The organism is Burkholderia pyrrocinia, assembly GCF_003330765.1.
GTDB classification, from domain to species: Bacteria; Pseudomonadota; Gammaproteobacteria; order Burkholderiales; family Burkholderiaceae; genus Burkholderia; species Burkholderia pyrrocinia_B.
The window spans coordinates 2,470,567-2,491,755 of sequence record NZ_CP024903.1 but is presented as its reverse complement, the minus strand read 5'-3'; the positions used below and the strand labels follow the sequence as shown (position 1 = coordinate 2,491,755).

The following is a 21,189-nucleotide window of genomic DNA, read 5'->3' as shown; positions in this document are numbered from 1 at the left end:
GGTGCGCGCGGTGCAGCCGCATCGCGCGGGTCGGACGGATTATCGCATCGGTGTGAGGGCGGCGCCGGGCGCGATCGAGGCGTGTCCCGTGCCGGCCCGACGAACATCGTTCACGACATCACGCCGGCAGGTTGCCGCATCCGCCATCCCTGCCGCCCGCGCAAATTCCGCCAGCTTCCATCCATTGCCCAGCAACAGCCGCCGCGTGTGCAGTGCGCCAAGTACGTCGTCCGGAACGGCGTCGCCGAGATAGCGCAGCGCACGGCCTTCGACATCGACGAAGCCGTGCCGGTAATCGTGCGCGAGCGCTGTCCACAGTCGCGCCGCGCCGACCGACTGGCGCGCGCCGCTGATCAGGCACAGGCCCGCGTCGAGTCCCCAGCGATACAGCGTCGTCGCGAGGCGCTTGCGTTGCGCCGACGCGCGCAGCCGCGTATGCGGCGCGCGCAGGTAGCGGTCCGCGCGGCGCGGGAGTTCGGGGAGGCGGTTGAAGATCGTGTAGCCGGCGAGCTGGCGCGCGGCCGGATCCTCGACATACAGGAAGTATTCGCCGTCCGCTTCGCGGTGGCGGACGATCAGGCCCGAGCGGCCGAGCGCGACGGCCGGCAGGCCGTGCAGGCGATGGCCCGGCTGATGGAGGCGCGTGTAGAGCGTGTCGAGTTCATCGTCGATGTCGTGCTGGGAATGTTGTACGTCGATGCGCATGGCAAAGGTCGCCCGTCCCGGGCGATTCGAGAAAGAGGTTCATTGCGATAGGGAAAAGGAATGGATGCGGCCCCCGGGCTCGGCGAAGCGAGCCGGGGCCACGAATCAGCTGGGGATGTGCTGGAAACCGGCGGCGATCGCGGCGAGGCCCGCGATGCAGAGTGCGAACAGGATCAGGACTTTGTGGATCACGCCTCTTTCCTCTTGAATGCGCGGCGCCGGCGGGCGGCTTCGCGGAGACAGTGAGCGGCGGGCATGGCCCGCGCGGCCGTCGTGCGTGACGACGGTCGGGTGTCCGGGTGAAGGAACGCACGCGGACGGCCCGCACCATACGCGAGGCGGTCTGGGCGGGCAATCGGACTGGCGGAGAAAAGCGACGAAAAGCGGGGAGTTGCGTCGTTTCGCGACAATTGGCCGCAACTCGCTCTGTCAAACTGGCTGTCGCGCCCCGAACGCCTGCCGGATCCGCGCGAACAACCCATGCTGCGCGATCCACTCGGCATACGCCCGATAGTCCGGATCGCGCATCAGATGCCGCTCTTCCGTCTTCGCACGCGTGTAGTAGATCAGGTTGACCGCGACGAGCCCGGCGCAGTGCATGAGCCCGATCTGCCAGCCGAGCGGCTCGACGAACGGCACCGACACCATCCAGTACGACAGGTTCTTCGTGATGTACGCCGGATGCTTCGTGAAGCGGTACGGGCCCGACGTGATGATCCCGCGGTTGGTGAGGTTCGAGAAACGCAGCCCGAACGAGATCGTCGACAGCGCGTAGGTCAGCAGCAGCAGGATGATCACCGCGCCCCAGATCACGCGCAGCGTCGGGGCCGACAGCAGCCAGTTGTCCCAGAGCAGCGAGCCTCCGTAGCGGATGTAGTTGTTCGAGATCAGCGACCAGAACGGCTGGTAACAGATCAGCGCTGCGACCCAGCCGAGGGTGGTTGGCTCGACGGTGCGCACGTGGCTGTCGAGGATGCGGAACGTGCACAGATAACCGACGGTGCCGAACATCAGGTCCATCGTGAACGACAGGTCGTACAGGAAACTGAAGGTCGCGAGCGTCATCGGCGCATGGATGGCATTCGCGAGCGACGCGCTCAGGTGATCGGCATCCTTCGACAGGTAGACGGTCATCAGCGGCAGGAAGAACGCCTTCACGCCCCAGCCGGCGAGCATCTCGCGCACCGGTTTCCAGCTCGCCGGCTGCTCGCGGCGGAACACGAAGCGGCCCCACAGCAGGTACGCATCGTCGGTCTCGCGCTGGTGGCGGTCCATCCACGCGAAGTAGAACGGCGCGGCGACGATCACGTACGGCGCGAGCGAGCGCAGCAGCGACCAGAACGGCAGGTAGAACGCGCCGTGGTATTCGGGCAGCAGCCAGTAGATCATCGCGATGCCCGCATAGATCGACGCGAGCGCGCCGAGCCGCGTCGCGACGCGCGCGATGCCGAGCGGCCGGACGGCCTGCTGCGACAGCCCCGCGCTCGGGCGCAGGTAGACGCGCGAAACGAAGATTTCGTGCAGCGCGATCGTGCCGATGATCGCGAGGCTGGCGATGACCGCGCGCGTGGCCGCGTCGAGGGTCGGCTGGTCGCGCGTGATCCACAGCGCGAAAAGCCCTGCCGTGATGCCGAGCAGGCCGGCGTGAAACGGCGTGGCGGAACGGGGCGGGCGGTCCTGGACCGCGGCGATGCCGTCGAGCGTGGAATTCATGATCGGATCCTCGTCGGGATGAAGGCCGGCGCCCCCGCTTGGCGGGTGACGCCGGCCGTCGGCCGGGCTTTGTATTGATGCGCGCCCGGCCATTGGCCTGTGGTTCTGATAGGTAAAACGTTACTTCTTGGTGCCGCCGCCCAGCAGACCGCCGAGCAGGTTGGTTACCGGCGACAGCAGGTTGGTCGCACCGCCCGCGGCGGCGCCGTTCGAGCTGCCGGTCAGGCCGGCCGCCACGGTGCCGCTGCCGGCGGGCGTCGTCGCCGTGCCGGCTGCACCGCTCGGGCTGGCCGTTCCGGTGGCGCCCGCGGCGCCGGCCGGCGTCGTCAGCGCACCCGTCAGCGTGCCGACCGGGCCGCTCGACAGCAGGCCGCCAAGGCTGCCCGTCACGTTGCCTCCCGGCGTCGTGACCGTGCCGGTGAGGCTTGCGCCGAGCGGCGTCAGCGAGTTGACGAGGTTGGTGACCGGCGCCAGCAGGCCGCCGACGCCCGAGCCACCGGTGCCGCTGGTGCCGCTCGTCCCGCCGGTGCCGCTCGTGCCGCTCGAACCGAGGCCGCCGAGCGCGCCCGTCACCGAGCCGAGCAGGCCCGTGACCGGGGCAAGCGGGCCGCCGCTGCTCGTGCCGCTGGTGCCGCCCGAACCGCTGGTTCCGCTGGTGCCGCTCGAGCCGACGCCGCCGAGCGCACCCGTCAGCGAACCGAGCAGGCCGGTGATCGGTGCGAGCGGGTTGGTGCCGCTGCTGGAACTGCCCGTATTGCCGCTGGAGAGGAGGCCACCGGTCGACGTCACCGTGTTGCCGAGCTGGTTCACGCTGCCGCCGAGACCGTTGCCGACCGGGTTGCCGGTCGCGCCGCCTACCTGCGAACCGGCGAGGCCGAGGCCGCCGCCGAGCGTGCTCAGCAGTCCGCTGAGCGGGGCGCCGAGCATGGTGGCGCCGCCGAGCGTCTGCGTGGCGCCCGGCGTCGTGACGCCGCCGGTCAGCGTGTTCGTGATCGGGTTGATCACGCTGCCGACCTGGGTTCCGAGTTGCTGGACCGGCGAGCTGTTCAGCGCCGTATTGAGGCCCGACGCGGTCGAGTTGACGGCGCCGCCGACGGTGTTGACGAGGCCGCCGACGAGCGTCGTCACCGGTGACAGCGGCGACAGCGGGCCCGAGCCGAGGCTCGTCACCGCGTTGCCGAGATTGTTGACCGCGCCGCCGGCGCCGGTCAGCAGGCCGGTGGTCGACGTCAGCGTCGGTCCGAGCGGGTTCGCCGACACGCCGATCGAGCCGAGGCCGGCCGCGACGCCGTTGCCGAGCGACTGCACGCCGTTGCCGAGGCTCGTGACCGCGTTGCCGACGCTGGTGGCCGTCGTCGGGTTCGTGCCGGGGATCACCACGCCGCCGATCTGCGCGCCGCCGTTCGCGACCGTCGTGCCGAGTGCCGTCACGAGGTTGCCGGATTTCTGGAGGACATTGCCGAGCGGGGTAGTGCCGGAGCTGGAGGTGCCGGAGCTGGAGGTACCCGAACTGGAACTGGAGGTGCCGGAGCTGGAGCTGGAGGTACCCGAACTGGAGCTGGAGGTGCCGGAGCTGGAGCTGGAGGTACCCGAGCTGGAGCTGGAGGTACCCGAGCTGGAGCTGGAGGTGCCGGAGCTGGAGCTGGAGGTACCCGAGCTGGAGCTGGAGGTACCCGAGCTGGAGCTGGAGGTGCCCGAGCTGGAGCCGGAAGTACCCGAGCTGGAGCTGGAGGTGCCCGAGCTGGAGCCGGAAGTACCGGAGCTGGAGCTGGAAGTACCGGAGCTGGAGCTGGAAGTGCCAGAGCTGGAGCTGGAAGTGCCGGAACTGGAGGTACCGGAGCTGGAGGTGCCGGAGCTGGAGGTGCCGGAGCTGGAAGTACCCGAACTGCCGGAACTGCCGGAGCTACCCGAGCTACCCGAGCTACCCGAGCTACCCGAGCTACCCGAGCTACCCGAGCTACCCGACGTGCCGGAGCTGCCGCCGGACGTACCCGACGTCCCCGAAGTGGCGCCCGTCCCGGACGTGCTCGGCTTGATCGACGGCGGGGTCGTCGGTCCGTCGACCGAGCCGCAGCCATACAGCGCGAGCAGCGACGAGACAGCGAGCGTTACCGTCGTCTTCTTGAAGTAATTTTGCATGTTGGCCTCGACATTGGAAGTGTGTCCCAGCCTCCACTGCAAATTCCGCGCCATGTCAGATTGCGCGAAACGGTGTCGCGTTTTGTTGCGGGAATCGGGAATATCAACGCGATTTAAACGGAGTACCGGCGGTTTCGCGCGACGGGCACGCACGGTGCGGCGGCGCGGCGGTTGCGATGTTCCCGTGAGCAGCCGTAACGCGCGGCGCGATGTTACGTAGCGTTCGACATCGCGTTACGCGGGCGGCCTCGAACCGAGCGCCGCGTCTTTGACGAAACGCGCCGGCCCCGTAAACATGGCGCGAAATCTCCCGGCTGCCGGCAACGCCGAAGCGGCCACGACTCCATACAGGACACTGACATGAGCGAACAGGACAGGGAATACGGCAAGGCGCGGCGGATCGACGTGATGGGCGAGGCGTTCGTCGAGCGCGCGATGCGCGACCTCGACGGATTCTCGCGTCCGTTGCAGAACTGGCTGAACGAACACGCGTGGGGCAGCACGTGGCAGCGGGGCGGGATCGACCTGAAGACGCGCAGCCTGTGCACGTGCGCGATGCTGGCGGCGCTCGGCCGCGGCACGGAACTGAAGGGGCACATTCGCGGCGCGCTCAACAACGGCGCGAGCCTCGTCGAGATCCGCGAGGTGTTGCTGCACAGTGCGTTGTACGCGGGCGCGCCGGCCGCGGTCGAGGCCTTCCGCAGCGCCCGCGAGGTGATCGAGGATCTCGGGCTGTCGGTGCCCGACGACGAAGCCTGATTCCGCCGCCGCGCCGGCTGCACGGCACGGGATCAGGCGCCGCTTCGCGGCGGCTCAGTGCTCGACGCGCGCCGTCTGCGTGGCGGCATCGGCCGGCGCGGCAGCGACTTCGAGCAGCCAGTCGGCCGCCGCATCCGGAATCGTGACCGGCAGCATGTGCCCGCCCTCGACGACCTTCAGCCGCACGCGCGCCGATTTCTTCGCGAGCGCGTCGCCGTGCTCGCGCCAGTTCAGGATCGGATCGGCGCGGCCGTACAGCACGTCGACCGGCAGCGCGAGGTCCGCGTAGCGGCGCTCCATCGCGGGCAGGTCGACGGGTGCGGACAGCAGGTCGGTTGCCGTCGCGTAGAACACATGCGGCCGCATCCCGAGCAGCCCGCCGCCCTTGGTGGGGAAGTCGCGCGGCACGTCTTCCGGCGCGAACACCTGGCGCACGGCCTTGCGGCCTGTCAGGATCGTCAGCGGAATCGCGAAGGTCCACGACACGAAGCGGCGCACGAGCGGCGACGGCAGCATCAGCGGCTTGAACGGCGCCGGCGGCTCGGACTGCTGGTGCGACAGCGGCGCGATCAGCGCGAGCCGGCTCACGCGGTCCGGATGGTTGAGGCCGACCGCGAGCGCGATCGCGCCGCCGAGCGAGTGGCCGACCAGCACGGGCTTGTCGAGCCGCAGCGCATCGATGAACGCGGCGACCGTGCGGGCCTGTGCGAACACGTTCGCCTGCGAGCCCGCGCCGCGGATCGAGCGGCCGGCGCCGGGCCGGTCGACGAGGATCACGCGATGCTGCTGCGCAAGCCGCGCAAGCGGCAGGTACGCGAAGTTGCGCAGTTGCCCCGCGAGCCCGTGGACGAACACGATCGGCGGGCCGTTGCCGTATTCCACGTAGTGGATGCGGTCGCCGCCGATGTCGACGAAGCGGCCTTCGGGCGGAAACGCGCGCGTCACGCGGCTGGCCACGTAACCGGAAAACAGCGCGAGCGCGGCGAGCGCCGCGACGACGCCGAGCAGCACGTTCTGGATCAGATGGAGCGTATGGGTCATGTCGGCCTCAGCGGGTTTCGAGTGCGGGTTCGGCAACCGGCGTCGTGGCGGCCGGGCCGGCTTTCGCGCGGCGTTCGAAATGCATCGCCGAATCGGCGAGCGCGCCGAACTTCAGCGATGCGAGATCGAGCACGTAGTTCTGGTGGAATTTCCACGGCTTGCGGTGGCCCTGCTTGGGCAGGATGCCGGCCGCGCGCTGGATGTAGCCCGAGCTCAGGTTGACGGCCGGCACGTCGCCGAGATCGCCGGCCCCGAGCCGCGGCACGCACGTGTCATAGCCGTTCGCGCGCATGTGGTTGAGCAGCCGGCACACGTAGCGCGCGATCAGCTCGGCCTTCAGCGTCCACGACGCGTTCGTGTAGCCGAACGACGATGCAAGGTTCGGCACGTCGCTGTACATCATCCCCTTGTACGACACGGTGTCCGGCAGCTCGACCGCGCGGCCGTCGACCGTGACGCGTGCGCCGCCGAGCATCTTCACCTTGAGCCCGGTCGCGGTGACGATCACGTCCGCGTCGAGCTGCTGGCCGCTCTTCAGCCTGAGGCCGGTCGGCGTGAAGCGCTCGATCTCGTCGGTGACGATCGACGCGCGGCCCGCGCGGATCGACTTGAACAGGTCGCCGTTCGGCACGAGGCACACGCGCTGGTCCCACGGCATGTAGCGCGGCGTCAGGTGCTTCGCGACGTCGAAGTCGGGGCCGAGCTGCTTGCCGGCCGCGCGGATGATGAACTGCTTGGTTCGGTCGGGCTTGCGGCGCGACACGTTGTACAGGTACATCGTCAGCAGCACGTTCTTCACGCGCACGAGCCGGTGCGCGAGCCGCGACGGCAGCACGCCGCGCAACGCGTTTGCGATCTTGTCGCGCGCGGGCAGCGACACGATGTAGGTCGGCGAGCGCTGCAGCATCGTCACGTGCTGCGCGTCGGCCGCCATCGACGGCACGAGCGTGACGGCCGTCGCGCCGCTGCCGATCACGACGACGCGCCGGTTCGCGTACGACAGATCCTTCGGCCAGTGCTGCGGATGCACGAGGTTGCCCTCGAACGTGTCCATGCCGGGCCAGTCGGGCCGGTAGCCGGCGTCGTAGTCGTAGTAGCCGCTGCACATGAAGAGGAAGCGGCAGGTGTATACGAGCGTGTCGGTCGCGCCGTCCTGCGTGCGCGCGATGCGGACCGTCCAGCGTGCGCCGTTCGAGTCCCAGTCGGCCGCGACGACCTTCTGGCCGTAGCGGATCGTCTTGTCGATCCCATAGGTGCGCGCGGTGTCGCGGATGTAGTCGAGGATCGTCTGGCCGTCCGAGATCGCCTTGTCGCTGTGCCACGGGCGGAAGCTGTAGCCGAGCGTGAACATGTCGGAATCCGAACGGACGCCCGGATAGCGGAACAGGTCCCAGGTGCCGCCGATCGCGTCGCGCGCCTCGACGATCGCGACGCTCGCATGCGGGCAGCGCCGCTTCAGGTGATACGCGGCGCCGATGCCGGACAGGCCCGCGCCGACGATCAGCACGTCGAGGTCGCTGCCGTCACCACGGTCGCGGCGGGCGCCGGGGGCGGGCGGCGCGTCGCGCCGGTCGGTCGTCGTCGAGGTCATGCGGGGTCCTTGGTCGGCGTGGTCGGGAGCGCGCCCGGGGCGTGGGTGCGTTCTCCCACGGAGGCTTCCTTCGGGCGGAGGTTGCGCGCGCGGGCGCGGCGCACGTGGCGCAGCATCAGCCACTGGTAACCGGCGCCGAGCAGGCGCGCGATCCGGTCGAGCCGGCGCGCGTCGGCGCCGACGAGCACGCGGCGCGCATTGCGCTCGACGCCCGCGAGGATCTGCCGCGCGGCCTCGTCGGCCGTCGTCGCGTTGATCAGTCGGTTCGCCTGCCGGCGATGGGTCGCTTCGTCCTGGCCGGTGAGCGCGTGGATGCTGGTATCGACGCGGCCCGCGTCGACGATGTTCGTCGCGACGCCGCCCGGATGCACGCAGGTCGCGCTCACCGGCGCGCCGTCGAGTTCGAGTTCCATCCGCAGCGCCTCGGTGAAGCCGCGCACCGCGAACTTGGTTGCGTTATAGGCGCTTTGCGTCGGCATCGCGACCAGGCCGAACAGGCTCGACGTGTTGACGACGTGCCCGTCGCCCGACGCGCGCAGATGCGGCAGGAACGCCTGCGTGCCATGCACGACGCCCCAGAAGTTGATGCCGACGATCCATTCGAGATCGGCGATGCGCGCGGTCTCGGCGCTGGCGGCCAGCGACACGCCCGCGTTGTTGAAGACCAGGTTGACCTTGCCGTGTTCGGCGCGGACGAAGTCAGCCCACGCGAACACCGCGTCGCGGTCGGCGACGTCGAGCCGCCGCGTGCTCACGCGCACGCCGTGCTGCGCGCAGGCGGCCGCCGTGCCGGCGAGGCCGGCATCGTTGACGTCGGCGAGCGCGACCTCGCAGCCGCGCCGCGCGAGCTCGACCGCGAGGCTGCGGCCCATGCCCGAACCGGCGCCCGTGATCGCAGCGACCTTGCCGGAAAACCCCTTCATCTGTTGCTCCTCCCGTTCCGCTTGTGCTGCACCGGCGGCGTGTCTATTGTGGTGTTGGTCGTCACCACTTTAGTTTTCGGGTGTCCTGATGTCAAATAGCGGAATGGAGAAAGCACTCGAAACGGAAAAACGGGGCCGGTCGTATGGCGGCGTGGCGCCCGAGGTGCGTGCCGCCGAGCGGCGCGATGCGCTGATCCGCGCGGCGACGCGCGTGTTCGGCACGGTCGGGTTCCGCAAGGCGACCGTACGGTCGATTTGCCAGGAAGCGAAGCTGAACGATCGCTATTTCTATGCGGCGTTCGACAGCACCGAGGATTTGCTGCGCTGCACCTACCTGCATCACGCGCAGCAGTTGCATGACGCGGTTGCGCAGGCGGTCGCCGCGCGCGGCGGCGATCTGCACGAGCGCGTCGACGCGGGGCTCGCCGCGTTCTTCGCGTTCCTGCGCGACCCGTGCGCGGCGCGCGTGCTGCTGCTCGAGGTGATGGGCGTGAGCGCGGATACCGACATGACGTACCAGCGCATGCTGATCGACTTCGGCAAGCTGATCATGGCGATCGGTGCGTCGCACGAAGCGGCGACGCCCGCGGAGCGCACCGAGCAGCGGTTGATCGGGCTCGCGCTCGTCGGCGCGATGACGAACGTCGGCGCGGCGTGGCTGCTCACCGACTATCGCGATCCGGAAGCGCAGATGGTCGCGAGTTGCAGGAAGGTGTTGCTGGGGACGTTGCGGGAGGCGGGGTAAGCGCGACGCGGGGCCGGCATCCTGGCGATCCGCGGTTTCAGGGGCGGTCTCGCCATCCATACGACCGCTGCTTTCGCCGACGCCAGCTGTGCGATCGGCCGTTGTCGCGCCTCAGCCCGGCGCGATGCGCGTCGCGTGCTCGCGTTCGTCCGCGATCCAGTCGCCGAACAGCCGGATCTTCTGCTGCTGTTCGCCCCCGCTCGGATACACGAAGTAATAGCCCATCCCCGTCGGCAGCGACACGTCGAACGGCGTCACGAGCCGGTGCGCCGCCATGCTTTCGTCGACGAGCGTCCGGTCGCCGATCGCGATGCCGTAGCCGTCGATCGCCGCATGCGTCGCGAGGTCGAGCGTCTCGAAGCTCAGCCCGCGCGTGGAGTCGATGTGCGGCGCACCGGCATGTGCGAGCCAGCGTTTCCAGTCCTGATGATCGCGGGTCGGATGCAGCAGCGTGTGGTCGGCCAGATCGTCGAGGTTCGCGAGCGGCTGCCGGTCCAGCAAACCCGGCGCACACACGGGCGTGAGCCGCTCTTCGAACAGCGGGATCGCATGCATGTCGGGACCGGCGCCGGGAGCGTAGATCACCGCGGCGTCGAACGGCTCCATCCGGAAATCGACATGATGGCCCCAGGTCGTCGTGATCTGCACCTGGAGTTCGGGGTGCTCGGTCTGGAATCGCATGATCCGGGGCAGCATCCACTGCATCAGGCAGGTGGGCACTTTCAGCGCGAGTTCGGTGCGCCGGCGCGACAGGCGCATCGATACTTCTTCGATGCGCGCGAAGCTTTCGCGCACCGTCGGCAACAGCAGTTCGCCTTCCGCCGTCAGCGTCAGGCCTTTCGGCGTGCGCTTGAACAGCGGAAACTGGTAGAAGCTCTCGAGCGCGAGGATTTGCCGGCTCACGGCGCCCTGGGTCAGGCACAGGTGCTCGGCGGCGCGCGTGAAGCTGCCATGGTGGGCGACGATGTCGAAGATCTGCAGTGCGTTGAAGGAAGGAAGTCGTTTCATCGGGAAGGCCGGCGTGGAACGGGCGATCGGGAATGCCGGGTGCGGCACGTCGGGCAGGGCGCGTGCATGACCGCCGCTCAGTGCAGGATCTTCGCGAGGAAGTCCTTCGCGCGATCCGACTTCGGATTCGAGAAGAAATCGTCCTTGCGGTCGTCCTCGACGATCGCGCCCTGATCCATGAAGATCACGCGATGAGCGACCTTCTTCGCGAAGCCCATCTCGTGCGTGACGACCATCATCGTCATCCCTTCCTGCGCGAGCTGGACCATCACGTCGAGCACTTCGTTGATCATCTCGGGATCGAGCGCGGAGGTCGGTTCGTCGAACAGCATCGCGATCGGGTCCATCGACAGCGCGCGCGCGATCGCGACACGCTGCTGCTGGCCGCCCGACAACTGGCCCGGGAACTTGTGCGCATGCGCCTTCAGGCCGACGCGATCGAGCAGCTTCATGCCCTTCTCGTTCGCCTCGTCCTTGCCGCGGCCGAGCACCTTGATTTGCGCGAGCGTCAGGTTCTCGGTGATCGACAGGTGCGGGAACAGCTCGAAATGCTGGAACACCATCCCGACCTTCGAGCGCAGCTTCGACAGGTTCGTCTTCTTGTCGCCGACCGACTGGCCGTTCACGAGGATCTCGCCCTGCTGGAACGGCTCGAGGCCGTTCACGGTCTTGATCAGCGTCGACTTGCCCGAGCCCGACGGGCCGCACACGACGACCACTTCGCCTTTCTTGACCTCGGTCGTGCAATCGGCAAGGACCTTGAACTGGCCGTACCACTTCGAAACGTTACTGATGGAAATCATGTCGGTACCTGAATCGTAATGAGGTGCACGCGGCGCCGGTTCAGCGCGCCTTCGCGACGCGATAGCGTCGCTCGAGCGCGCGTGCGTACCACGTCAACGGGAAACACATCGCGAAGTAGAGCAGTGCGACCATCGCGTAGATCGGAAACGGCTTGAACACCGCGTTGGTGATGATGTTGCCGGTCTTGGTGAGTTCGGTCAGCCCGATGATCGACGTGAGCGCGGTGCTCTTTACCGCCTGCACGAGAAAGCCGACGGTCGGCGGCAGTGCGATTTTCCATGCTTGCGGCCAGACCACATAGCGCAGCTGCTGCGTCCACGTCATGCCGAGACTCGCTGCGGCATGCCACTGGCCGCGCGGCACCGCGTCGACGCAGCCGCGCCAGATGTCGGCCAGATAGGCGCTGGCGTTCAACGTCAGCATGACCGACGCGGCGATCCATGGCGTCACGTCGATGCCGATGAGCGGCAGTCCGAAGAAACCGAGGAATAGCTGCATCAGCAGCGGCGTGCCCTGAAACAGCTCGACATACAGGCTCACGAAGCGGCGCAGCGCCGGCGCCGGTGATACGCGCATCGCGAGCAACGCGAACCCGGCCAGACTGCCACCGACGAACGTGATCAGCGAGAGCAGAACGGTCCAGCGCGCGGCGAGCAGCAGGTTCCACGCAATGTCCCAGGGAGTGAATTCGATCATCGTGCACGCTCCGTCGGGAGGCGGATTTCGGGGGAGCGGACGCGTCGCGCGAAGCGGGCAACGCGCGCGCGTCGCGGTGCCGTGGCCGCGCCGTGCGGCGCGCGGCCCGTGAAGAGCCGGCGGCCCGCGCGATTGAGCAGCATGCGCAGCGCGATCGACAACAGCAGGTAGATCGCGGTCACGACGATGTAGATCTCGAACGCGCGGAAATTGCGCGACTGGATGAAGTTCGCCGCGTATGTCAGGTCGGGTACCGAGATCTGCGACACGACGGCCGAGCCGAGCATCACGATCAGCACCTGCCCGAGCAGCGCGGGATACACGTTCGCGAGCGCCTGCGGCAGGATGACGTGGCCGAATACCTGCCGGCCGTGCAGCCCGAGCGCCCGCGCGGCCTGCGTTTGCCCGTGCGGCACCGATTCGATGCCGGCGCGCAGGATCTCGACGGCATAGGCGCCGAGGTTGACCGTCATCGCCAGCACGGCCGCCTGCGCTTCGTCGATATGCACGCCGATACCGGGCAGGCCGAAGAAGACGAAGAACAACTGGACCAGAAACGGCGTGTTGCGGATCAGTTCGACATAGGTCGCGACGAGCGCACGCGCCCAGCGGGGGCCGGCGAGCGCGATCCAAGCGCCAGCCGTGCCGATCAGGCCGCCGAGCACGGTGGAGGCTGCGGTGAGGCCGAGCGTCACGCCGATCCCGCGCGCGAGCATGCCTGCGTACAGGCCGAAATCGCTGAAATCGAACACGTAGGTCATCGCGGCGCCTTTCGTCGTGAATGCTGGGTGGGCACGGGGCACATTACAGATCGGCCGGCAGTGCCGCGTGCAGCCACTTCTGCGACAGCGTGTTCAGCGTGCCGTTCTTCTTTGCACTGGCGATCGCGTCGTTGACCTTCTGCATCAGGCGCGGCTCGTTCTTGTTCAGGCCGACGTGATCGGGCGAGCTGAACAGCGAGAACTTCTGTTCGGGGTCGATCGAAGGATGGCGCGCGATGATCGTCGCGCCGACGTCGTTGCCGACCACGAGCAGTTGTGCCTGTCCCGACAGGAAGGCGGCGATCGCGCCGTTCGGATCGTCGAAGCGCTTGATCGTCGCGCTCGGCGGAGCGACCTTGCTCACGCTCAGGTCCTCGAGCGTGCCGCGCGCGACCGCGACCGATTTGCCGGCGAGATCGGCGGTGCCTTTCACGGCGAGCGATTTCGGCCCGAATACTGCGAGATAGTACGGCGCATACGCGTTCGAGAAGTCGATCACCTTTGCGCGTTCGGGCGTCTGGCCGACCGACAGCAGCATGTCGGTCTTGCGGTCGGCGAGGTACGCCATCCGGTTGTCGCCGGTGACCTGCACGAGCTCGACCTTCGCGTTGAGCGCCTTGCCGAGCAGGTTCGCCATGTCGATGTCATAGCCTAGCGGCTTCATGTCGGGGCCGATCGAGCCGAACGGCGGATAGTCCTCGAACACGCCGACCCGTACGACGCCGGACTTCGCGATCGTGTCGAGTGCATCGGCATGCGCGAGCGGCGCGAAGGCGGCGAGTCCTGCCGTGCCGGCGCAGGCGCAGAGGAGGGCAGTGCGGGCGAGCAGGCGTCGCACGAGGCGGGTGGCTTGGGTCGATGCGTTCATGGCGGGATCCTTGTTGCGGCAGTGGTGAAAGGGAGCGGCGTCAGGCGTCGCGTGCTGCGATCAGCTTGCATGCGCGCGCCGGCAGTTCGGCGAATACCGGCATGCCGACGTGCAGGTCGGGCGTTTCGCGCGGCGTCGTCGCGGCCGTCAGCGTGAAGCCGTGGCAATCGATCGTCGCTTCGATCGACGCACCGACGTCGCGCACGAACGTGATCGTGCCGGCAAGCGTGTTGGGCGTGGACGGCAGTGCCGCGCTCGGGCGCACGCAGATATCCTCGGGGCGGATCAGCAGGCGCGCGGCGTCGGCCGTGTGTGGCGTGCCCGGCGCGCGGCGGATCGCGAGACGTTGTCCGCCCGGCAGGACAATCGCATCATCGCCGTCGCGGGCGACCGGCAGGATATTGCCGAGGCCGATGAAATCGGCGACGAATTCGTTGACCGGATCGCGGTAGATGTCGAGCGGCCGGCCCACCTGCTGAATCCGGCCTTTGTCCATCACGACGATCTCGTCGGCCATCGTCATCGCTTCGCGCTGGTCGTGCGTGACCATGATCGTCGTGATGCCGAGCCGCTGCTGGAGCAGGCGGATCTCCACCTGCATCGCCTCGCGCAGCTTCGCGTCGAGCGCCGAGAGCGGTTCGTCGAGCAGCAGCAGGCGCGGCGACGAAGCGATCGCGCGTGCAATCGCGACGCGCTGGCGCTGCCCGCCCGACAGTTGCGTGACGAGGCGACTGGCCATATGCGGCAGCTGGATCAGGTCGAGCAGCTCGGCGACGCGCTGTGCCTGCGCTGCCCTGGCGGTCTTGCGCAGTCGCAGCGGATACGCGATGTTCTGTGCGACCGTCATGTGCGGGAACAGCGCGAGGGACTGGAACACCATGCCGAAATCGCGCCGGTTGGCGGGAACGTGCGTGAGTTCGCAGCCGGCGAACGCGATCGTGCCCGAAGTCGGCGTTTCGAGGCCGGCGATGATCCGCATCAGCGTCGTCTTGCCGCATCCCGACGGGCCGAGAAAGCAGACGAGCTTGCCGTCCGGCACGGACAGGTCGACATGATCGACGGCATACGCCTGGTGGAAGCGCTTCGTGACGTGCTGGAGGATGAGCTGGGACATGGAATTTCCTTGAACCGGTGAGGGCGGCGCGTCGGTCAGAGCGCAACGCCCTTGTCGCCGACGAGTTTTTCGAGCATCCAGATCAGCGCGAAATCGATCGCGACGGTGAACACCGCGAAACAGAACACGGTCGGGTCGAGCGACGACACCGTGCGGCTGTAGAGCCAGACCGGCAGCGTCATCGTGTCGACGCTGTACAGAAAGAACGTCACGGTGAATTCGTTGAACGACACGATGAACGCGAACAGCATGCCGGCGAGGATGCCCGGCCGCATCAGCGGCAGCACGACATCGACGAGCGCGCGGCGCGGGCTCGCACCCATCAGCCATGCGGCTTCCTCGAATTCCGGGCCGATCGACGCGACCGATGCCGCGCAGTTCTTCACGGTGAACGGCAGTGTCAGGATCACGTGCGCAACCACCAGCCGCACAAGTCCGAGGTCCGCCGGCAACGCGTTGAACACGAGCAGCAGCGCGAGACCGAGCATCACCAGCGGGTAGACGATCGGCAGTGCGACGAGCTGTTCGACGAGCGCCTTGCCGCGAAAGCGATAGCGCGACAGCGCGTAGGCCGCGGGCACCGACACGGCCGTCGCGATCAGCATCGTCGCAATCGCGACGACGAGACTCGTCGTCAGCGCGGCCCCCATCGATTGCGCACTGCTCGCATCGGCCGACACGAAGGTCTGCCATGCGGCGCGGTACCAGTGCAGGCTGAAGTCGCGCGGCGGGAATTCGAGCGTGCCCGACGAACCGAACGACATCGCGATCATCGTCAGGATCGGCAACGCGGCGAGGCACAGCACGAGCGTCGCGAGCACGCCGGTCGCGCGTCCGAGACGGCCGGGCAGCGGCGTGCGCAGCAGGAGGGCATTCATCGCGTGACCTCGTCGTTACGTTGCAGGACGTGCGCGAGGCGCTGGGACACCGCCATCACGACGAGCGTTGCGCCCATCAGCACGACGCCGGAGGCGGACGCGGCAGGCCAGTTGAGCAGCGGTGCGACCTGGTCGTGCACGAGTACCGCGAGCATCGGCACGCGCCGGCCGCCGAGCAGCAGCGGTACCGCGAACGCGCTCGCGTTGTATGCGAACACGAGCAGCGCGCCGGATACGAGGCCCGGCATCGCGAGCGGCAACGTCACGTGTCGCAGCGTCTGCCAGCGCGTCGCGCCGAGGGTCGCGGCCGCTTCGTCGTAGGCGCGGGACACCGCGCGCAGCGCGCTCGACAGCGGCAGCACGGCAAGCGGGAACGCAGTCTGGATCAGTCCGAGCAGCACGCCGTGTTCGCGGTACAGCAGCTGCAGCGGCCGTTCGATGACGCCGGCCGCCAGCAGCGAGCGGTTGAGCAGGCCCGCCGGGCCGAGCATCACGAGCCAGCCGTAGCCCTGCAGCAGCAGGTTGACGAGCAGCGGCAGCAGCACGCCGGCGAGCATGAGTCGTCGTGCAAGCCGCGATTCGGCGCGCGCCATCGCCAGCGCGACCGGAATCGCGAGCAGCACCGCGCACACCATGCTCTGGAACGCGAGGCGCAGCGTGAGCCACAGCGAGTGCATGAAGTACGGGTCGGCGAGATCGGCGTAGTTCTGCAGCGTGAACGTGCGCCATTCGTTGCCCGACGTACCGACGCTCATTCGCAGCACGGTGAGCGTCGCGGCCGCGAGCACCGCGAGGAACGCGAGGATCGGCGCCAGCAGCAGCCACGGCGGCACGCCGGGCAGCGAACTTGCGGCGGCGGAACCGGCCTGGCCGACGGCGGCCGGTTCCGCGTCACGGGATGTGGACAGCGAAGCCATGTCGTTATGCCGCGAAGAGGCTCGTATAGCGCTTGATCCACGCCGGCTGGACGACTGCGAGCGCCTTGTCGTCGTGCAGGATGGCCTTTTCCGCGATTTGCTGCGGCGACGGCACGAACGCGCGGCTTTCCGCCGGGATCACGGCCTTCGAATTGACCGGCCCGTTCAACACGTCGGCCGCCATCCGGCCCTGCACACCCGCATCGAGCGCGTGGTTGATGAACGCGTGGATCAGGTCGAGATCGCCCGGGTGCGCTTTCGGGATCACCGTGAACATCAGTTGCGTCGCGAAGCCTTCCTTCATCCCGTAGGTGACGCCCATCTTGTAGTCGGGTTTGCGGATCTGGTCCGGAAAGAAAGCGGGCGAGTAGATGCCGCCGATGTCGAGCGAGCCGGTGCGGAACAGGTCGGCGACCTGGTTCGGGTTCTCGCCGAGCGTCATCACGCGGTCCTTGAGCTCCGCGAGCTTGCGGAAGCCCGGATCGATGTTCTGCTGCGAACCGCCGGCCAGCTTCGCGGCGACGATCGCGAGATCGACTGCCTCGGCCCATTCGGGCGGGGGCAGGAACAGGCGCCCCGCGTATTTCGGATCCCACAGTGCTTCGTAGCTCGACGGCGCGGTTTTCACGGTCGACGTGTTATAGATCAGCCCGTCCGACCACAGCAGGTAGCCGATGCCGAAGCCGTTCGCGCCCGTGCGGTACTGCGGTGCGACATCCTTCAGGTTCGGCAGCCGGTTCAGGTCCGGCTTCGCGAGCAGGCCGGCTTCGGCGAGGCCGGCTGCGCCGACGCCGGCCAGCGTGATCACGTCGTAGGTCGGCCGCTCGCCCGCGGCCTTGACCTTGGCGACCATGCCCGAGGTGCCGTCCGCGCGGTCGGCGATCACACGGGCGCCGGTCTTCCGGGAAAACGTTTCTGCGATGTTGCGCAACGCAGCCGCGCCGGTATCGTCAGACCACGTGAGCAGGCGCAGCGTCTTGCCCGCGAAAGCGCGCTCCTGTGCTTTTGCAGTACTGATGAATGGCATCGGAAGGGCGGAGGCGGCGAGCGCCGTGCCGAGCGTCTTGATCACCTGCCTTCTTCCCGCCTTGAAGTGTTGCATGGCTGTCTCCTGTCGAACGACGTCGTGTGAATCGTTGTCGGCCGCTGGTCGGCGGCGCTGGGGTGAATGCACTGTAGGGAGGTCAAATTTCCGCAACAAACGAAATATCCGCATGCGCGGCATGACATAAACGCATGGCCCGGCCGGTCTCAACGGGCCGGCATCATCACCTGCTTGATTTCCTGGAACGCGGCCAGCCCGAACGGGCCGAGCTCGCGACCGACGCTGCTGCGCTTGTAGCCGCCCCATGAGGTTTGCGGATAGATCAGTTGCGGCGTATTGATCCACACGACGCCCGCCTCGAGCGCGCCGGCGACCCGCTTGCCGCGTGCGGCGTCGCGCGTGACGATGGTCGCGACGAGCCCGTATTCGGTATCGTTGGCGGCTGCGATCGCGTCGTCCTCGGTATCGAACGCGCGTATGCACAGCACCGGGCCGAAGATTTCCTCGCGCCATAGCGCGCTGTCGGCAGGCACGTTGGCGAACAGCGCCGGCCGGATGAAGTAGCCGGGGCCCGCGAGCACGTCGCCGCCCGTCACGTGCCGCGCGCCGTCGGTCTTGCCTTGCGCGATGTGACGCTTCACGCGTTCATATTGCGCGTGGTTCGTTAACGGTCCCATCTGTACGCCGGGCGCGAACGGCGGGCCGACGACGATCGCGTCGATCCGTCGCGCGAGGCGCGCGATCAGGTCGTCGGCGAGCGGGGCGGCGACGAGCACGCGCGACGTGGCCGAGCACATCTGTCCTGCGTTGAACAGGCCGCCGCCCGCGATCAGCTCGACCGCGAAATCGGGGTCGGCGTCGTCGAACACGACGATCGACGACTTGCCGCCCAGTTCGAGGCCGACGCCCTTGATCGTGTCCGCCGCTGTCTTCATGACCCGGGCGCCGACGGCCGTGCTGCCGGTGAACGATACCTTCGCGACGAGCGGGTGCGCGCATAGCGGCGCCCCGACGTTGTCGCCGGTGCCTGTCACGACGTTCAGCACGCCGGGCGGCAGGCCCGCTTCGGCGACGATCGCCGCCAGCTCGAGCTCGGGCAGCGGCGTGATCTCGGACGGCTTCAGCACGACGGTGCAGCCGGCTGCGAGCGCGGGGGCAAGCTTCCAGGCGGTCGTCACCATCGGGAAATTCCACGGCACGATCAGCGCGGCGACGCCGGCTGGTTCGCGGCGGATCCACGCGCGATGGTCGGCGCTCGGCAACGCCACGGCCGTTTCGCCATCCGTGTCGAGACGTTCCGCAAGCTCCGCGTAGTAGTCGAACGTGGCGATCACATCCGCGACGTCGATCTCGGCTTCGGCGAACGGCTTGCCGTTGTTGAGCGACTGCAGTGTCGCGAGCCGCACGCGGCGCGCGTTGACGCCGTGCGCGATCGCCCGGAGCACGGCTGCGCGCGCCGCGCCCGTCGTCCGTTTCCAGTCGGAAAACGCGCGTGCCGCGGCCTGTACGGCGTGCTCGACGTCCGCCTCGCCGCCAGCATCCACGTGGGCGAGGACCGCTTCCGTCGACGGATCGACGACGGGCAGCGTGGCGCCGCCGATGCCGCGGCGCCACGTCCCGTCGATGAAGAGCCGGGTGTGCAGCGGCGGTTCGAATCGAAGGTCGGCAGCCGGGTTCATCGCGGCTCCTGGCCGAACCATTTCGCTTCGTCGATTTCGATCACGGTCGGGATCGCGCGTGCCGCCGCGTCGCGCAGTGCATGGGCGAGCGCGTCGGGCGTCGCGGCCGCGTGCGCCGCACAGCCGAAGCCGCGCGCGAGCGCCAGGAAATCCGGTGTATACGGATCGACGCCGACCGGCGTGATGTCGCGCGCGATCATGTATTTGCGGATTTCGCCGTAGCCGCGGTTGTTCCAGACGATCACGATCACCGGCAGGCCGGCCTCGACCGCGCTCGCGAGTTCCGGCAGCGTGAACTGCAGGCCGCCGTCGCCGATCAGGCAGATGACCGGGCGTGCGGGCGCGGCGAGCTTCGCGCCGATCGCGGCCGGCAGCCCGTAGCCGAGCGTGCCGTAGCCGGTCGACGAATTGAACCAGCTGCGCGGCGCCGGCGCGTCGTGGGTGAAGTTGCCGACGTAGACGGGGCTCGTCGAATCGCCTGCGACGATTACACCGGGGAGTGCCTCGACGATCGTGTCGATCAGCCGTGCCTGCGCACGCGCGGGCGTGTCGTGACCGGACGCGATTGCGGCGCGCACGGCTGCCACGCGCTTTGCGCCCCAGTCGGCCGCGGGCGTGGGCGCCGGCTTCTCGTGCAGCCGTATCGACAGGGCGCCGAGCGCGAGCCGTGCATCGCCGGCAATGGCGATTTCCGCACGGGCGTTGCGCATCAGCTGTTGCGCATCGATGTCGATGCGGATCAACCGGCCGTCGATCGCGAAACCGCCATCGAACATCACGTCGTAGTCCGTTTCGCCGAGTTCGGTGCCGACGGCGAGCACCACATCGGCGTCGCGGATCGTCGCGCGGGTAGCCGGCAGCGACTGCGTGGAGCCGATCAGCAGCGGATGGCCGGCCGGCAGCAGGCCCTTGGCATTGATCGTCAGCGCGACCGGTGCGTGCAGGCGCTCGGCGAGTTCGCGCAGTTCGGCCGCCGCGTGCACGGCGCCGCCGCCCGCGAGGATCAGCGGCCGGCGCGCGGCGGCGAGCAGGTCCGCCGCCGTTGCAAGCGCATTCGCGTCCGGCGCGGGTTTCGCGGGCAGCGCAACCGGGGCGTCGGGCATCGCATTCGCCGGCATGACGATCACGTCGAGCGGAATCTCGATGTGGACCGGCCGCGGTCGCGCGCTTTCGAAGACCGCGAATGCGCGCGCGAGCACTTGCGGCAGATCGGCCGCATCGAGCAGTGTGTGCGAGAACGCCGTGAGCCCCGCGAATACGTCGCGTTGCGAAGGCAGCTCGTGAAGGCGTCCATCGCCGCCGCCGAGCTCGCGCCGCGCGTTGACGCTCGAGATCACCAGCATCGGGATCGAATCCGCGTACGCTTGTGCCATCGCGGTCGCGATATTGGTCATGCCCGGCCCGGTGATGATGAAGCAGACGCCCGGCCGCCCCGTGACGCGCGCATAGCCGTCGGCCATGAAGCCGGCACCCTGCTCGTGGCGCGGCGTCACATGGCGGATCGACGACGCGGCGAGGCCGCGATAGAGCTCGACGGTATGCACGCCGGGAATGCCGAACACGCATTCGACACCGTAGCGTTCGAGCAGGTCGACGAGCGCTTCGCCGCAGGTGCGTGGGCGGGCATGGAACGGCGTGGCCGCGGCCGCGCGGGCCTCGGTGATGCAGGAAAGGGAGGCTGGATGGTTCATGGATCGTGACGTGCCGGTTGGGAGGGTGGGCGGCCCGCGCCGTAAACGAGGGGATGAAGCGGATTGTCGACGTCGATCCGGGGCGCCAACAATCGATTAGTTCTCATGCCGC

The 21,189-nt window shown here is 68.4% G+C and carries 20 protein-coding genes; 3 read left to right on the top strand and 17 right to left on the bottom strand.

Features of this window, described 5'->3' with window-relative positions:
* Positions 1-39 precede the first annotated feature (39 nt).
* From CUJ89_RS28925 to CUJ89_RS28915, 3 genes are all read right to left on the bottom strand, one after another.
* Entirely contained in the window at positions 40-705 is a 666-nt protein-coding gene (locus CUJ89_RS28925) for a histone acetyltransferase (protein ID WP_114180711.1), read from the bottom strand.
* A 429-nt stretch (positions 706-1,134) separates the two neighbouring features.
* Positions 1,135-2,418 carry an isoprenylcysteine carboxylmethyltransferase family protein gene (locus tag CUJ89_RS28920; protein ID WP_114180710.1) on the bottom strand — a complete coding sequence of 428 codons (1,284 nt, stop codon included), beginning with the start codon at positions 2,416-2,418 and terminating at the stop codon, positions 1,135-1,137.
* 120 nt (positions 2,419-2,538) lie between these two features.
* Positions 2,539-3,849 carry a collagen-like triple helix repeat-containing protein gene (locus CUJ89_RS28915; RefSeq protein ID WP_114180709.1) on the bottom strand — a complete coding sequence of 437 codons (1,311 nt, stop codon included), beginning with the start codon at positions 3,847-3,849 and terminating at the stop codon, positions 2,539-2,541.
* Between the two features lie 40 nt (positions 3,850-3,889).
* Between CUJ89_RS28915 and CUJ89_RS38370 the strand changes: the two genes are divergently transcribed.
* Positions 3,890-4,549 carry a hypothetical protein gene (locus tag CUJ89_RS38370; protein WP_236654987.1) on the top strand — a complete coding sequence of 220 codons (660 nt, stop codon included), beginning with the start codon at positions 3,890-3,892 and terminating at the stop codon, positions 4,547-4,549.
* A gap of 368 nt (positions 4,550-4,917) precedes the next feature.
* On the top strand, positions 4,918-5,316 hold the full coding sequence (locus CUJ89_RS28905) for a carboxymuconolactone decarboxylase family protein (protein ID WP_114180707.1): 399 nt from the start codon (positions 4,918-4,920) through the stop codon (positions 5,314-5,316).
* A 54-nt stretch (positions 5,317-5,370) separates the two neighbouring features.
* Here the strand turns inward: CUJ89_RS28905 and CUJ89_RS28900 are convergent, their stop codons facing one another.
* Genes CUJ89_RS28900 through CUJ89_RS28890 form a run of 3 tightly spaced genes read right to left on the bottom strand, consistent with a single transcriptional unit; the run spans position 5,371 to position 8,871 of the window.
* Positions 5,371-6,357, bottom strand: a complete 987-nt coding sequence (locus tag CUJ89_RS28900; RefSeq protein WP_114180706.1) for an alpha/beta fold hydrolase — start codon at positions 6,355-6,357, stop codon at positions 5,371-5,373.
* Between the two features lie 7 nt (positions 6,358-6,364).
* A complete protein-coding gene (locus CUJ89_RS28895; RefSeq protein WP_114180705.1) occupies positions 6,365-7,948 on the bottom strand; it encodes a flavin-containing monooxygenase in 1,584 nt (527 codons plus the stop codon).
* Positions 7,945-8,871 (bottom strand): SDR family NAD(P)-dependent oxidoreductase, encoded by a 927-nt coding sequence (locus CUJ89_RS28890; RefSeq protein ID WP_114180704.1) that lies wholly within the window; start codon positions 8,869-8,871, stop codon positions 7,945-7,947. Before CUJ89_RS28890 ends, CUJ89_RS28895 begins: the two co-directional genes overlap by 4 nt.
* Before the next feature lie 103 nt (positions 8,872-8,974).
* Between CUJ89_RS28890 and CUJ89_RS28885 the strand changes: the two genes are divergently transcribed.
* Positions 8,975-9,616 carry a TetR/AcrR family transcriptional regulator gene (locus CUJ89_RS28885; protein ID WP_236654986.1) on the top strand — a complete coding sequence of 214 codons (642 nt, stop codon included), beginning with the start codon at positions 8,975-8,977 and terminating at the stop codon, positions 9,614-9,616.
* A gap of 111 nt (positions 9,617-9,727) precedes the next feature.
* On the opposite strand, the gene CUJ89_RS28880 is transcribed toward CUJ89_RS28885, so the two are convergent.
* From CUJ89_RS28880 to CUJ89_RS28830, 11 genes are all read right to left on the bottom strand, one after another.
* Positions 9,728-10,624: a LysR substrate-binding domain-containing protein gene (locus CUJ89_RS28880; RefSeq protein WP_114180702.1), complete on the bottom strand. Its 897-nt coding sequence runs from the start codon at positions 10,622-10,624 to the stop codon at positions 9,728-9,730.
* A 77-nt stretch (positions 10,625-10,701) separates the two neighbouring features.
* Positions 10,702-11,427 (bottom strand): amino acid ABC transporter ATP-binding protein, encoded by a 726-nt coding sequence (locus CUJ89_RS28875; protein ID WP_114180701.1) that lies wholly within the window; start codon positions 11,425-11,427, stop codon positions 10,702-10,704.
* A 40-nt stretch (positions 11,428-11,467) separates the two neighbouring features.
* Positions 11,468-12,124 (bottom strand): amino acid ABC transporter permease, encoded by a 657-nt coding sequence (locus CUJ89_RS28870; protein WP_114180700.1) that lies wholly within the window; start codon positions 12,122-12,124, stop codon positions 11,468-11,470.
* Positions 12,121-12,885 carry an amino acid ABC transporter permease gene (locus tag CUJ89_RS28865; RefSeq protein ID WP_114180699.1) on the bottom strand — a complete coding sequence of 255 codons (765 nt, stop codon included), beginning with the start codon at positions 12,883-12,885 and terminating at the stop codon, positions 12,121-12,123. The genes CUJ89_RS28870 and CUJ89_RS28865 overlap by 4 nt, the downstream gene beginning before the upstream one ends.
* Positions 12,886-12,928: 43 nt before the next feature.
* Complete coding sequence (locus tag CUJ89_RS28860) at positions 12,929-13,753, bottom strand: transporter substrate-binding domain-containing protein (protein WP_114180698.1); 825 nt, start codon at positions 13,751-13,753, stop codon at positions 12,929-12,931.
* Positions 13,754-13,793: 40 nt separating this feature from the next.
* Positions 13,794-14,867 carry an ABC transporter ATP-binding protein gene (locus tag CUJ89_RS28855; RefSeq protein WP_114180697.1) on the bottom strand — a complete coding sequence of 358 codons (1,074 nt, stop codon included), beginning with the start codon at positions 14,865-14,867 and terminating at the stop codon, positions 13,794-13,796.
* A gap of 35 nt (positions 14,868-14,902) precedes the next feature.
* Positions 14,903-15,745 (bottom strand): ABC transporter permease, encoded by an 843-nt coding sequence (locus CUJ89_RS28850; protein WP_114180696.1) that lies wholly within the window; start codon positions 15,743-15,745, stop codon positions 14,903-14,905.
* Positions 15,742-16,662 carry an ABC transporter permease gene (locus CUJ89_RS28845; RefSeq protein WP_114180695.1) on the bottom strand — a complete coding sequence of 307 codons (921 nt, stop codon included), beginning with the start codon at positions 16,660-16,662 and terminating at the stop codon, positions 15,742-15,744. Before CUJ89_RS28845 ends, CUJ89_RS28850 begins: the two co-directional genes overlap by 4 nt.
* A gap of 4 nt (positions 16,663-16,666) precedes the next feature.
* Positions 16,667-17,764, bottom strand: coding sequence for an ABC transporter substrate-binding protein (locus CUJ89_RS28840; protein WP_114180694.1), 1,098 nt, complete (start codon positions 17,762-17,764; stop codon positions 16,667-16,669).
* Positions 17,765-17,913: 149 nt separating this feature from the next.
* Entirely contained in the window at positions 17,914-19,386 is a 1,473-nt protein-coding gene (locus CUJ89_RS28835) for an aldehyde dehydrogenase family protein (protein ID WP_114180693.1), read from the bottom strand.
* On the bottom strand, positions 19,383-21,077 hold the full coding sequence (locus tag CUJ89_RS28830; RefSeq protein ID WP_114180692.1) for a 5-guanidino-2-oxopentanoate decarboxylase: 1,695 nt from the start codon (positions 21,075-21,077) through the stop codon (positions 19,383-19,385). Before CUJ89_RS28830 ends, CUJ89_RS28835 begins: the two co-directional genes overlap by 4 nt.
* Positions 21,078-21,189 lie beyond the last annotated feature (112 nt).